Here is a 12646-nt window from a genome sequence, read left to right on the forward strand (position 1 = left end):
TTCATGCAGAACGATCATTCATCCAATTATAGGCTTGAAGAAACAAGTGATCCGAATCAAACACCGGAAACGAAACCATCCGGAATTGTGGAAAAGATCCAGCAGCTAGGACAAACGAATGTACCTGATCTTGGGCAGGATGCAAATATTCATTGTTTAACAATTATCGGCCAGATTGAGGGGCACATGCAACTGCCTCCTCAGAATAAGACAACAAAATATGAGCATATTATTCCGCAGCTCGTAGCAATAGAACAAAATCCAAAAATTGAAGGGCTGCTTGTTATTTTGAACACTGTCGGCGGAGATGTGGAGGCGGGGCTTGCCATATCGGAAATGATATCGACCTTATCAAAACCGTCTGTATCTATTGTATTAGGGGGCGGCCATTCCATCGGTGTTCCGATAGCTGTTTCCTGCTCCTACTCATTCATTGCTGAGACGGCTACAATGACTATACATCCAATCCGTCTTACAGGCTTGGTTATCGGCGTACCGCAATCATTTGAATATATGGATAAAATGCAGGAACGGGTAGTCAGGTTTGTAACAAAGCATTCAGATATCTCCGAGGAAACATTTAAAGATCTCATGTTTGCCAAAGGGAACCTGACGCGTGATATCGGTACAAATGTCATTGGTGCTGATGCAGTGGAATATGGGCTGATTGACGAGGTTGGCGGTGTTGGTGCAGCTTTGGTAAAGCTGAATGAAATGATAGCTGCAAAAAAAGATAGTGAGGAAGAGGGGGGGATCCTGCAATGATAATTCATTCAATCGTGCCGCAGGAGCATATATTCCCTGCCAATCAAGAAGTTTTTTCAAACCAAACTGAGTGCACATGGAATAATGTTCCAATGCTGGTTGAGAAAGAGGGATCTAAATGCAGGGTCATCCGCATCATGAGCAGTAATCCGGCAGATTATTTAAATGGTAACATTCAGCCTGGTTCATACGTTAATATAAACGAAATCAATTTTTCTTGATCATCATTATCGGCTAATGAAAAATCATTAAAACAGCAGATGGAAGCGTCTTTCCATCTGCTATTGATTTAGCGGCTGATATCATGTAATCATCCCAGTAAAGGTGACCACATCCAAGTTATTCATCCACAATCAGTCGTAAAAAAACTATGAAGTAGCAAGCCACTCTGGATATGGAATGATCATCACTTACGCAATGTTTATTATTAGTTGTTTGTCGCAGAGAGCGCATTTCCTATTCAATCCACTTCTTCTTAAGCTTAATAAACTCTCCATTCAGATTCATTTCATCAATCCACAAATTTACCCAGTTATGAAAGCTTTCTTCATCTTGGTTCATCAAATATCCCATTTGACTGTGGGTCAATGTCTCTTTTTCAAATGCGGAAAACAGCCGCTCGTCTTCTTTGGCATAAATAATAGCCTCAATATTATCGGTGATCATTACATCAAATTCTCCGTCCGCGACCTTGGGAGGAATGTCAAGATTCTTCTCAACTACAGTTATGTCAGCATTTTTTAAATGCTCCTTAACAAACTTTTCGTTAGTTCCACCCGGATTTACCCCTACCCTGACCTCCGGCTGATTCATATCCTCAAGGCTTTTGAATTTATCTTTATCTCCCACTCTGACAAGCGCTCCTTTTCCGAAATCCAGATATGGATATGATACATGCGCTGTCTTTTGCCGTTCAAGAGTCCTAGTGATTCCCCCCATGCCGATATCGAATTTGTCCGCAAGAAGGTCATCCATTAAGTCCGGCCAGCTTGTTTCAACAAATTCCACTTCCACTCCCAAATCTTTAGCCATCATCTTTGCAGCGTCTATATCATAGCCTTCATACTCGTCTGTATCTGGATTTAAATATGTAAAAGGCTTGTAATCACCCGTTGTTCCTATCCGGATGACACCGTCTCTCAATATTCGATCCAGCTGGACTGTTTGTTCCGGTTCATGTTCAAGCTCACTGGAACTATTTTCATTTGAAACCTCAGTAGTTTGATTACATCCTGCGAACATAAAACAAATGAAAAGAATAATGAAAAATTTATATTTGTGGAACATCTTCATACCTCCATTTTTGTAGTTAAAAACAATCATTCTCCAGAATGGTAAACGAATCCTCTAATAAGAGGCTATATTAAGAAAAACAGGAAAAACTTCCTAAAGCGTCCAAATGAAATGTGCTATAATGGAAGGATCATACAGCTCATATGTTCTAGTTGCGGCAGACCTTAAAAGGCGCACATCAAGCTCAAAATGATCTAGTAGGCAAGGTGATTTAAATGGCGAAAAAGAAACGAAGAAGTCGCAAGCAAAATAAACTTAAAAAAATATTGCAATTTGAATTGGCAGGTATTGCCCTAATTGCATTAACGATAATATCCATTATTAAACTCGGGGCGGTTGGCCGGGGGATTTCGCATTTTTTCTATTTTCTCCTTGGGGAATGGTACATGGTTGGATTGCTGGCGACATTATGTCTAGCCGGTTTTTTCATTATAAAAAGGGAGTGGCCGGTTTTATTTAAAGGAAGATTAATAGGCCTTTATTTAATCTTGGCCAGTACACTGGTACTCTCTCATGTGAAGCTTTTCGGTCTGATGAATAATTCAGGGTTGCTTACGAATAAAAGTGTGATAAAAAGTACTTATTCCCTGTTTTTGCAAATTATCCACGGTGAAGCATCTACGAACGATTTGGGCGGAGGAATGATAGGGGCAGTATTATTTTCAGGCTTTTATCTTCTTTTTGATGCAACGGGCACAAAGATTATCAGCTTTTTTCTCATATTAGTAGGGATTATTTTAATATCCGGTAAATCAATCGGTGAGTATGTTGGAAAAGCGGGGAAAAAATCAGGGCTATTTATAAAAGGTCAATGGGCAGCTTTTTTAAACGATCTTAAAGAAATGAAAGAAGAAAGAAAGGCAAAGAAAGAGGCTAAAAAACAGGAAGAGGAGAAGAGTGCCAGCAGCGCCCAGTCACCTCTGATTGTTGAACACCAGAATCAAGATATGCAAACAGATGAACCGCTTGAACCGATCATTTCGAGTTTTTCCGAGCGAATTAATCCGCCTGCGGACGAAAGGGAAAAAGAATTAGATAAACCGGAGAAAGTCCAAGAGGAAATTGATCTTGCACCTAACTTAACTTTCGTAGAAGTGGAGAATGAAGATTATGAACTGCCGCCTTCGACACTTCTGTCAAGACCGAAAGCCGCAGATCAAAGCAGTGAATATAAATTGATCCATGCGAACGCCGCAAAATTGGAGAAAACTTTCCAAAGCTTCGGAGTAAAGGCCCGTGTAACTCAAGTACACTTAGGGCCTGCAGTTACAAAATACGAAGTTCACCCGGATGCGGGAGTTAAAGTCAGCCGAATTGTCAGTCTGAGTGACGATCTGGCGCTGGCATTGGCTGCGAAAGATATTCGGATTGAAGCGCCGATTCCAGGAAAATCGGCTATCGGCATTGAGGTGCCCAACTCCGAAATCGCGGTGGTTTCAATACGGGAAGTACTTGAAGCAAAAGAGCACCAAAAGCCGGAAGCAAAATTGCAGATCGGGCTTGGAAGAGACATCACTGGCGGAGCTGTCGTTGCTGAATTGAACAAAATGCCGCACCTTCTCGTTGCGGGAGCTACCGGGAGTGGAAAGAGTGTTTGTATCAACGGAATCATTATAAGTATTCTAATGAGGGCCAAGCCCCATGAAGTAAAAATGATGATGATTGACCCGAAAATGGTTGAGTTAAACGTCTATAACGGTATTCCACATCTGCTCGCTCCTGTTGTAACAGATGCAAAAAAAGCATCACAGGCACTTAAGAAAGTGGTAAGCGAGATGGAAAGGCGCTACGAATTATTTTCACATACCGGCACAAGGAATATAGAAGGGTATAATGATTTTATCCAACGGGTAAATGCGGAAGGTGATGCCAGCCAGCCGCTTTTACCATATATCGTTGTCATTGTGGATGAATTGGCTGATCTGATGATGGTGGCTTCTAATGATGTGGAGGATTCGATTACACGTCTTGCGCAAATGGCTCGTGCTGCGGGGATTCATTTGATTATAGCAACACAGCGTCCTTCAGTTGATGTCATCACCGGTGTCATCAAGGCAAACATCCCTTCTCGAATCGCATTCGCAGTTTCATCCCAAACAGACTCAAGAACCATTCTTGACAGTGGTGGTGCTGAGAAATTGCTGGGCAGGGGTGATATGCTGTTTCTTCCTGTAGGAGCATCAAAGCCCGTCCGGGTCCAAGGGGCATTCCTTTCGGATCAAGAAGTCGAGGACGTTGTTAATTTTGTTATTTCGCAGCAGAAAGCCCAATATCAGGAAGACATGATTCCTGAAGACATTCCCGAAACTTCAACAGAGGTGGATGACGAACTTTATGACGAGGCAGTTCAATTGATTGTTGAAATGCAGACCGCCTCCGTTTCAATGCTGCAACGCCGTTTCAGGATAGGCTATACTCGTGCCGCAAGGCTCATCGACGAAATGGAGGCCAGAGGAGTTGTCGGACCATACGAAGGCAGTAAGCCAAGAACCGTACTAATTTCCCAAACCGAGGAACAAACTTCCTAATACCGGGAATGGATGTCATCAGCCCTGTATATAATGATAAGATTGGACATACGATAATCATAGCCTGTAAACTATGATTTAATAAGAAAAGCGGAAGCGCCTGTTCATCGACGTACAGGCTGGAGAGCTTCTGACGAGATAAAGGAAACACGGCGACGAAGGAGCCGATGTTGACTTATCGTAGGAGGAAGCGCGAAGTCTGCTAGTCGATAGGCGGTGGAGCTAGACAATAAGAAAAGCGGAAGCGCCTGTTCATCGACGTATGCCAGTCGATAGGCGCCGAAACTGAACATTCATCCAGCAATTCCTAGATAATACATTATCTTTCCCTTATAAAAAAGGAGGCGTGGCTGATGTCGTTGCTGCGGGAAGAAACAGTAAAAAAGCAAGGGTATAATCTACATCTGATCCAAACTGGTAAATTCAAAACAAATACTTTTATCTGGAAAATGAAAGCGCCCCTCGATGAAAAAACTGTTACTTATCGTGCGCTTTTACCGCATGTTTTGCAAAGCAGTACGAAGAAACATTCTTCAACAGCTCAACTTCGTTCTTATCTTGATAATTTGTATGGTGCGAGCCTGCATGTTGATCTCGGAAAAAAAGGGGACTACCATATCATCACTTTGACCATTGAAGTTGCAAACGAAGCATTTCTGAAGGATTCAACACCATTGCTGCAAAAGGCTGTCCAGCTTTTAAAGGAGATTCTGCTTGAGCCAAATGCCAATAACGGTGCATTTGATTCCGAGACAGTCGAAAAGGAGAAGCGGACATTAAAGCAGCGGATCAAATCTGTCTATGACGATAAAATGCGGTATGCAACGTATCGGGTTACTGAAGAGATGTGTAAGGAGGAACCGTATTCCCTATATGTTCATGGACAACTTGATCAAGTTGATGATATTACGGAAACTTCCCTTTACAAATACTATGAGCAGGCACTAAATGAAGATGAACTAGATCTATACATTGTCGGTGATATTGATAAGGGTGAAGTAGAGCAGTATTGTGATGAACTTCAATTTGCGGACCGTGAGCCGAAAAGAACGGCGGAGCCTGCCGTCAAAGAAAACATCGAAGTAAAAGAAATCATCGAGAGACAGGATTTAAAGCAGGGAAAATTGAATATTGGTTACCGCACGAATATATTATACGGCGAAAAAGACTATTTTCCTCTCCAATTGGTAAACGGGATATTTGGCGGATTTCCACATTCAAAGCTTTTTATCAATGTGCGGGAAAAAGAGAATCTGGCCTATTATGCTGCCAGCCGAATAGAAAGTCATAAAGGTCTGTTGATGGTCATGTCCGGTATTGATGACCAAAACTATGTAAAAGCGGTCAACATTATAAAAGAACAAATGGAATTAATGAAAAACGGTGATTTTACCGATGAAGAAATAAAGCAGACGAAAGCAGTTATCCAAAATCAGTTTCTTGAAACAATAGATACGGCACGCGGGCTGATCGAAGTGCTCTACCATAATGTAGTTGCGCATACGAGCATCAATCTAGACGAGTGGCAGGATCACATCGCCAATACCACGAAAGAGGATATAGTGAACGCAGCTAGAAAAATTGAAATGGACACTATTTACTTTTTGACCGGAATGAAGGAGGGGGACAATAGGTGAAAAGCATTTTCTTTGATCAGTTAAAAGAAACTGTTTACCATGAAACGCTTGATAATGGACTACAAGTGTATGTGCTTCCGAAACAAGGCTTTAATAAGACTTATGCCACATTCACAACTAAGTACGGCTCAGTCGACAACACTTTTGTCCCTTTGGATGGTTCTGAAAAGCAAACAGTTCCAGATGGCATAGCGCATTTTCTCGAGCATAAAATGTTTGAAAAGAAAGATGGCGATGTGTTTCAACTGTTCAGTAAACAGGGAGCTTCTGCCAATGCATTTACATCATTTACCCGGACAGCATATTTGTTTTCCAGTACATCAAATGTCGAGAAAAATTTAAATACACTGATCCAAATGGTCCAAGAGCCTTATTTTACTGAGCAGACTGTTGAAAAGGAAAAAGGCATAATCGGACAGGAAATCACAATGTACGATGATAATCCGGACTGGCGGGTTTATTTCGGATTAATCGAAAATCTGTTTCACCATCATCCGGTCAAGATCGATATTGCAGGCACCATAGAGTCAATCTCACATATAACCGCAGAACTTCTCTACTTGTGCTACAACACATTTTATCATCCCAGCAATATGGTGTTCTTTGTTACGGGCCCGGTCGATCCAGAAGAAATTATCACTTTCGTACGAGAAGACCAAAAGAATAAACAGTTTGAAGCTGCGCCGAAAATTGTCAGGCATTTCGAAGACGAGCCAGATACCGCTGCAAAGAAAAAACAGGTGCTTAAAATGGATGTTCAAACGCCTAAGTGTATGGTCGGCGTCAAAGCGGCACATTTTAACGGCAATGGTGAAGACTTGTTAAAAAAAGAACTGACTATCAATGTTCTGCTTGATATCATATTTGGAAAAAGCTCCCCGAACTATGAAGAATTGTACAGTAAAGGATTAATTGATGAAACATTCCAATTCGATTACACACAGGAAGAAGGTTTTGGGTTTGCGATTGCTGGAAGTGATACCCGGGATCCAGACCTTCTGGCGGAGCGCCTGCAGAGCATGATGATGGAAGCCGGAAAGCTATTGAATGAAGGGGAATTGGAAAGAGCCAAGAAAAAGCGGATCGGAGGCTTTTTAAGGGCTTTCAACTCGCCTGAATACATCGCTAACCAGTTTACTCGATATAATTTTAATGGAGTGAGCCTTTTTGAAGTCGTGCCAATTCTTGAGAGTATATCTTTCAAGGACTTAACAAATGCGGCAAATGAGTTTTTTTCTGAAGACCGGATGTCGGTCTGTCAGGTAGTACCTAAATAAATATGAAAACCCGGCCCTTGTCCGGGTTTTTTCTATGGCAGGAAGTGTAAAAATGAAAAAATTTGCATTGATAACGGGAGCAAGCGGAGGAATCGGAGCAGCCACTGCAAAAACACTTGCAAAAGAAGGATGGAATTTGTATTTGCACTATCACAGCAACGAGCAAAGAATTGTTGAACTTTTGACTGAATTAGAAAATTACCCGATTGAAATCATACCGATTAAGGCAGACTTATCTGTCGATAACGGATGTAAACAGATTGTAGAAAACATATTTCAGCTGGATGCGATTGTTTATTCAAGCGGGAACGCCCCCTTTGGGCTTTTTTGCGATTTAGATGATGACACAACAGAAAGTGCTATACAGTTACATGTAAAAAGCCCGATTAAGTTGATAAGAAATCTGCTACCAAAACTGATGAGAAATTCCGTTTCTCAAATTGTTATCATCAGTTCGATGTGGGGCCAAACAGGGGCTGCTTGTGAAGTGATTTATTCAACAGTAAAGGGAGCGCAAATCTCATTTGCAAAAGCTTTAAGCAAAGAAATTGCCAGTTCGGGTGTAAGGGTGAATTGTGTGGCCCCTGGAGCTGTAAATACCGGGATGCTACATCGCTTTTCGAGAGAGGAACTTGAAAACCTCGAAGAGGATATACCGCTTCGCCGGCTTGCGGAGCCTGGAGAAATTGCAGATACAGTTTCCTTTTTAATATCTGAAAAAGCCTCTTATATTACCGGCCAGGTGTTAGCTGTAAACGGCGGATGGTATACATAATAAATGAATTGTAAACTAAACTTCAATGTATAAATCCTTCACTTGCGCAAATAATAAAATCGTACGAAAATGTGAAGGAGGCGCTGAAGTATGTCAGTACTTGAAAACTGGGAGCAATGGAAGAACTTCCTTGGTGATCGTTTGGATCAGGCTCAACAGCAGGGTATGTCGCAAGACATTATCGACCAAATGGCCCATCAAGTCGGAGACTACTTGGCAAAGCAGGTTGATCCGAAAAATGAGCAAGAGCGAGTGCTTTCTGATTTATGGTCAGTTGCATCTGATGAAGAACAACAAGCGATTGCCCGCGTGATGGTTAAACTGGTTGAAAACAACGGCACTCACTAAATTGAAAGATAGTTTTTTAAAGAGAGGATTTTTCCTCTCTTTTTACTTTGAATAAGTTTTTCCTTTTTTCTTTGACTAAAATCAGATATGATATAAGCTAGAAATGATATGAGACGATAAATTTGGACCGATTTCCATTTTTCAAGGAGCTGTTTCTAATGGAAAGTAAAGAGTGGTATTTAGAATATGAGATAACAATTGACAGGCCTGGTTTATTGGGCGATATTTCATCATTATTGGGCATGCTTTCAATCAATATTGTCAGTATCAACGGTGTTGATGCCGGCCGGCGAGGTTTATTGATTCGTGCACAGAGTGAGGATCAAATCAAGCGGCTTGAATCCATTTTGGAAACAGTGGAAACAATCAAAGTTAGAAAAATCAGGGAGCCGAAATTACGTGATAAACTGGCTGTAAGACATGGCCGTTATATCCAAAGGGATCATGATGATAAGAAAACATTTCGGTTTGTCAGGGACGAATTGGGTATTCTCGTCGATTTCATGGCAGAATTATTTAAGCAAAAGGGACATAAATTGATTGGTATCAGAGGAATGCCCAGAGTAGGCAAGACGGAGTCTGTAGTAGCGGCCAGTGTTTGTGCCAATAAAAAATGGCTCTTTGTTTCGTCCACTTTATTGAAACAGACGATTCGAAAAGAATTAATCAAAGATGAGTATAATGAAAATAATATCTTTATTATGGACGGAATTGTGTCAAGAAGAAGAGCCGATGAAAGGCACCTGCAGCTTGTCAGGGAAATCATGCGCATGCCCGCAGTAAAAGTGATCGAACATCCGGATATCTTTGTTGAGCATTCGGAGTATTCAATTGAGGACTTTGATTACATTATCGAACTGAGAAATAGTCCTGAGGAAGAAATTACATACGATGTGGTTGAAAAGCAGAAATTATTTGATGAGCCAGGCATCGGAGGATTCGGAAACTTTGATTTTTAGGATTGGTAGGTGTTTGTTTTGAGTGAATTGGGGAGCCGTCTGAGACTGGCTCGTGAGGAAAAAGGAATAAGTCTGGATCAGCTACAGTCCATGACGAAAATTCAGAAAAAGTACCTCGCTGGTATAGAGGAAGGGAACTATAGCCAGATTCCAGGGAAGTTTTATGTGAGAGCTTTTATAAAACAATATGCCGAAGCGGTAGGGCTTTCGCCCGATGAGCTGTTTGAAGAATACAAAAGTGAAATTCCTGCTGCTTATGAGGATGATATTTCAGAGCAGTTGTCCCGAGTACAGACGAGGCGGACAGTCTCCGCAAGCAGTTCGAAAATTGTCGAATTGCTGCCCAAAATTTTGGTTGGTGTTGCAATTGTAGCGGTACTCTTTTTTATTTGGTATCTTTTTTCCAAAAATGTAGATACGGGGAATCAACCTGCAGAGGATAAAAATCCGACCGTTGATATTGAAGAATCAGATGAAATTAAAACCCCAGAGCCGTCTTCGGATAATACGGAAAGAGCTGAGGATGAAAATAAGGCAGATCCACAAGAACAGGACAAAGATGCCGATAATAATACCGATCAAGAACTGACAATGGATAATGTGTCTGGCAATGTAACGACATATAAGCTGTCAGGTGCCGACAAATTCGATTTGAAGGTGAGTGCCGCCGCTTCTGGTGAAACATGGGTAAAAATCTTGGGCGGTGACAATCAGGTCCTTTTTCAAGGGATGCTTCAGGACGGGGCGAGCCAAAGCTTTGATGTATCTGATAAAAACGGCGCACACATCATTATTGGCCGGGCATTCGAGACCGACATTTTTATCAACGATCAGAAGCTGGAATATGAATTAGATCCTGCGCAAAACGTCACACAGGAAATCAGAATCCAGTATGAATAGAAAATATTAGTGTCCGATAGGCCGCCGTATTTTGGCGGCCATTTTCAAGAAAAAATTACATAAAATAGGGATGGAGCTGACATAGCTCCGGGCGCTTTTGCTTGATCTGCCGAGTGAAGTTTGAGCTTTTGATAAGCGCTTAATGGTTGTCGCCCATATTCGGTGCGTTCGTTATCCTTAGGAGGAAGGCAACAAATGAATTTACCTAATAAAATTACCATATCAAGAATCTTACTAATACCCGTATTTCTAATATTGATGCTGGCTCCACTTGACTGGGGAACCATTCATTATTTTAATGCGGATATAGAAGTTGCACATTTTGCGGGCGCCATATTATTTATCATCGCTTCGGTCACCGACTGGATCGATGGCCACTTGGCCCGTAAATATAACCTTGTGACAAACCTGGGGAAATTTCTCGACCCACTAGCAGATAAACTCCTTGTTTCTGCTGCACTCATCGTGCTTGTGGAAATGCATCTTGCTCCATCGTGGATAGTCATCGTTATCATAAGCCGGGAATTTGCTGTCACAGGTTTGCGCCTCATTTTGGCCGGAACAGGTGAAGTAGTTGCTGCCAACATGCTCGGGAAAATCAAGACATGGGCACAAATCATTGCAATCAGTGCCTTGCTTCTTCACAATATGCCGTTCTCTGCTATTAACTTCCCATTTGCCGATATTATGCTATGGGTAGCTTTAATATTTACTGTTTGGTCTGGATGGGACTATTTTTATATCAATCGTGGGATCTTTAAGCACTCAAAGTAAAGGGAGTGATGCATGACATGAAAGCTGAAATCATTGGAGTTGGAACGGAACTGCTGCTTGGACAAATTGCAAATACAAATGCGCAATATTTATCTGAACAATTGGCAGAAATAGGGGTCAACGTCTATTATCATACAGTAGTCGGTGATAATCCGGAGCGGCTGGCAAGTGCCATAAAGCTGGCTGAAACGAGAGCGGATCTTCTTATTTTTACGGGAGGATTGGGACCCACAAAGGATGATCTTACAAAAGAAATCATTGCCGAACGTTTGCAGCGTGAAATGGTGACAGACGAAGATTCGTGGAAAAAAATCCAGGAATACTTCAAGAAGACCGGGCGTTATATGACAGCGAACAATGAAAAACAGGCTTACGTCATCAAAGGAGCAACTGTGCTCCCGAACGATCACGGGATGGCACCCGGCATGTTTGCGAAAGAAGGAGATCATTATTACATGCTGCTTCCTGGGCCTCCGCATGAAATGAAGCCGATGTATAGAAATTATGGCCGGCAGGAAATCATTAAGCAACTGGAAAAAGTTGAGTGCATTGAATCAAGAGTACTTCGTTTTTTCAATATCGGTGAAGCGGAGATCGAAGATAGATTGTCTGACATCATCGATGCCCAAACGAATCCGACAGTAGCCCCATTGGCTGGAGACGGTGAAGTCACAGTCAGATTGACTGCAAGGAGCGATAACAAAGACAAGGCCGTGGTTATGCTCGATGACATAGAAAAGCAAGTGCAAGAAAAAGCTGGCGAATATCTTTACGGTTATGATGATACATCATTGATGGCCGAGCTTCTAAAGATTCTGGAAGATCGGGAAATGACCATTGCTGCCGCGGAAAGCTTGACCGGCGGTCTGTTCCAGTCGGAAATGACAGCCGTTGTCGGGGTGAGCACGATGCTGCTTGGCGGAATCGTCTGCTATTCGAATGATGCAAAGATCAAGCTGTGCAATGTAAAACCTGAGACTTTGGAAAAACATGGCGCGGTCAGCGAGCAATGTGCGATAGAGCTGGCTGATAATGTAAGAAAATCGTTGAATGCCGATATTGGCATCAGCTTTACGGGAGCGGCCGGACCAGATTCGCTTGAGGGCCATCCAGCGGGTACCGTGTGGATCGGCATGTCGTTCAAGGAAGGGCAATCCAAGGCAGTGCTGGTGAAATTAGCGGGTACACGTAACGGAAATAGAAGACGGTCTGTTAAAATGGGATGCTATTATTTATTAAAAGAGTTAAAAAAATAGAGCTTAACGGCTCTATTTTTTTATCCGTTCATAGTGACAGAAGCAACGGGAAAGTTGATAGAAGGGTCACCATAAGGGTTTCATAGTGACAAGAAATATTGAAAGGATTTCCTGTGAAATTTAATTATTAACAG

The 12646-nt window shown here is 42.0% G+C and carries 12 protein-coding genes; 11 read left to right on the forward strand and 1 reads right to left on the reverse strand.

The annotated features are described in order from the left end of the window. Nucleotides 1–3: 3 nt before the first annotated feature. Both D4T97_RS09875 and D4T97_RS09880 read left to right on the forward strand, forming a co-directional pair. Nucleotides 4–765 carry a ClpP family protease gene (locus tag D4T97_RS09875; RefSeq protein ID WP_126050146.1) on the forward strand — a complete coding sequence of 254 codons (762 nt, stop codon included), beginning with the start codon at nucleotides 4–6 and terminating at the stop codon, nucleotides 763–765. Then, on the forward strand, nucleotides 762–986 hold the full coding sequence (locus D4T97_RS09880; RefSeq protein ID WP_126050148.1) for a YlzJ-like family protein: 225 nt from the start codon (nucleotides 762–764) through the stop codon (nucleotides 984–986). Before D4T97_RS09875 ends, D4T97_RS09880 begins: the two co-directional genes overlap by 4 nt. A gap of 235 nt (nucleotides 987–1221) precedes the next feature. Here the strand turns inward: D4T97_RS09880 and D4T97_RS09885 are convergent, their stop codons facing one another. Further along, nucleotides 1222–2052, reverse strand: coding sequence for a transporter substrate-binding domain-containing protein (locus tag D4T97_RS09885; protein ID WP_164525521.1), 831 nt, complete (start codon nucleotides 2050–2052; stop codon nucleotides 1222–1224). Between the two features lie 221 nt (nucleotides 2053–2273). Here D4T97_RS09885 and D4T97_RS09890 point away from each other — a divergent pair, with 221 nt between their 5' ends. The 9 genes from D4T97_RS09890 to D4T97_RS09930 all read left to right on the forward strand — a co-directional run bounded on the left by D4T97_RS09890 (nucleotide 2274) and on the right by D4T97_RS09930 (nucleotide 12512). Next, entirely contained in the window at nucleotides 2274–4586 is a 2313-nt protein-coding gene (locus tag D4T97_RS09890) for an FtsK/SpoIIIE family DNA translocase (protein ID WP_126050152.1), read from the forward strand. Nucleotides 4587–4939: 353 nt separating this feature from the next. Continuing rightward, the gene (gene yfmF / locus D4T97_RS09895) at nucleotides 4940–6223 is read left to right on the forward strand and encodes an EF-P 5-aminopentanol modification-associated protein YfmF (RefSeq protein ID WP_126050154.1); all 1284 of its coding nucleotides are present in this window, start codon (nucleotides 4940–4942) and stop codon (nucleotides 6221–6223) included. Continuing rightward, nucleotides 6220–7500, forward strand: a complete 1281-nt coding sequence (yfmH, locus tag D4T97_RS09900) for an EF-P 5-aminopentanol modification-associated protein YfmH (protein ID WP_126050156.1) — start codon at nucleotides 6220–6222, stop codon at nucleotides 7498–7500. Before yfmF ends, yfmH begins: the two co-directional genes overlap by 4 nt. Before the next feature lie 52 nt (nucleotides 7501–7552). Continuing rightward, entirely contained in the window at nucleotides 7553–8275 is a 723-nt protein-coding gene (gene ymfI, locus D4T97_RS09905; RefSeq protein ID WP_126050158.1) for an elongation factor P 5-aminopentanone reductase, read from the forward strand. Between the two features lie 90 nt (nucleotides 8276–8365). Beyond that, a complete protein-coding gene (locus D4T97_RS09910) occupies nucleotides 8366–8623 on the forward strand; it encodes a DUF3243 domain-containing protein (RefSeq protein ID WP_126050160.1) in 258 nt (85 codons plus the stop codon). Nucleotides 8624–8781: 158 nt separating this feature from the next. After that, nucleotides 8782–9582 carry a DUF3388 domain-containing protein gene (locus D4T97_RS09915; protein WP_126050162.1) on the forward strand — a complete coding sequence of 267 codons (801 nt, stop codon included), beginning with the start codon at nucleotides 8782–8784 and terminating at the stop codon, nucleotides 9580–9582. A 9-nt stretch (nucleotides 9583–9591) separates the two neighbouring features. After that, nucleotides 9592–10482 (forward strand): helix-turn-helix domain-containing protein, encoded by an 891-nt coding sequence (locus tag D4T97_RS09920; protein WP_126050164.1) that lies wholly within the window; start codon nucleotides 9592–9594, stop codon nucleotides 10480–10482. Nucleotides 10483–10677: 195 nt separating this feature from the next. Then, the gene (gene pgsA, locus D4T97_RS09925; protein WP_126050166.1) at nucleotides 10678–11256 is read left to right on the forward strand and encodes a CDP-diacylglycerol--glycerol-3-phosphate 3-phosphatidyltransferase; all 579 of its coding nucleotides are present in this window, start codon (nucleotides 10678–10680) and stop codon (nucleotides 11254–11256) included. A gap of 17 nt (nucleotides 11257–11273) precedes the next feature. Then, the gene (locus D4T97_RS09930) at nucleotides 11274–12512 is read left to right on the forward strand and encodes a competence/damage-inducible protein A (protein WP_126050168.1); all 1239 of its coding nucleotides are present in this window, start codon (nucleotides 11274–11276) and stop codon (nucleotides 12510–12512) included. The last annotated feature ends 134 nt before the right edge of the window (nucleotides 12513–12646 follow it).

This window comes from Siminovitchia acidinfaciens (genome assembly GCF_003605385.1).
GTDB lineage: Bacteria > Bacillota > Bacilli > Bacillales > Bacillaceae_C > Siminovitchia > Siminovitchia acidinfaciens.

Coding starts and splice junctions, on each gene's coding strand:
- D4T97_RS09875 (WP_126050146.1), top strand. CDS start 4: ATGCAGAACGATCATTCATCCAATTATAGGCTTGAAGAAACAAGTGAT.
- D4T97_RS09880 (WP_126050148.1), top strand. CDS start 762: ATGATAATTCATTCAATCGTGCCGCAGGAGCATATATTCCCTGCCAAT.
- D4T97_RS09885 (WP_164525521.1), bottom strand. CDS start 2,052: ATGTTCCACAAATATAAATTTTTCATTATTCTTTTCATTTGTTTTATG.
- D4T97_RS09890 (WP_126050152.1), top strand. CDS start 2,274: ATGGCGAAAAAGAAACGAAGAAGTCGCAAGCAAAATAAACTTAAAAAA.
- yfmF (WP_126050154.1), top strand. CDS start 4,940: ATGTCGTTGCTGCGGGAAGAAACAGTAAAAAAGCAAGGGTATAATCTA.
- ymfI (WP_126050158.1), top strand. CDS start 7,553: ATGAAAAAATTTGCATTGATAACGGGAGCAAGCGGAGGAATCGGAGCA.
- D4T97_RS09910 (WP_126050160.1), top strand. CDS start 8,366: ATGTCAGTACTTGAAAACTGGGAGCAATGGAAGAACTTCCTTGGTGAT.
- D4T97_RS09915 (WP_126050162.1), top strand. CDS start 8,782: ATGGAAAGTAAAGAGTGGTATTTAGAATATGAGATAACAATTGACAGG.
- pgsA (WP_126050166.1), top strand. CDS start 10,678: ATGAATTTACCTAATAAAATTACCATATCAAGAATCTTACTAATACCC.
- D4T97_RS09930 (WP_126050168.1), top strand. CDS start 11,274: ATGAAAGCTGAAATCATTGGAGTTGGAACGGAACTGCTGCTTGGACAA.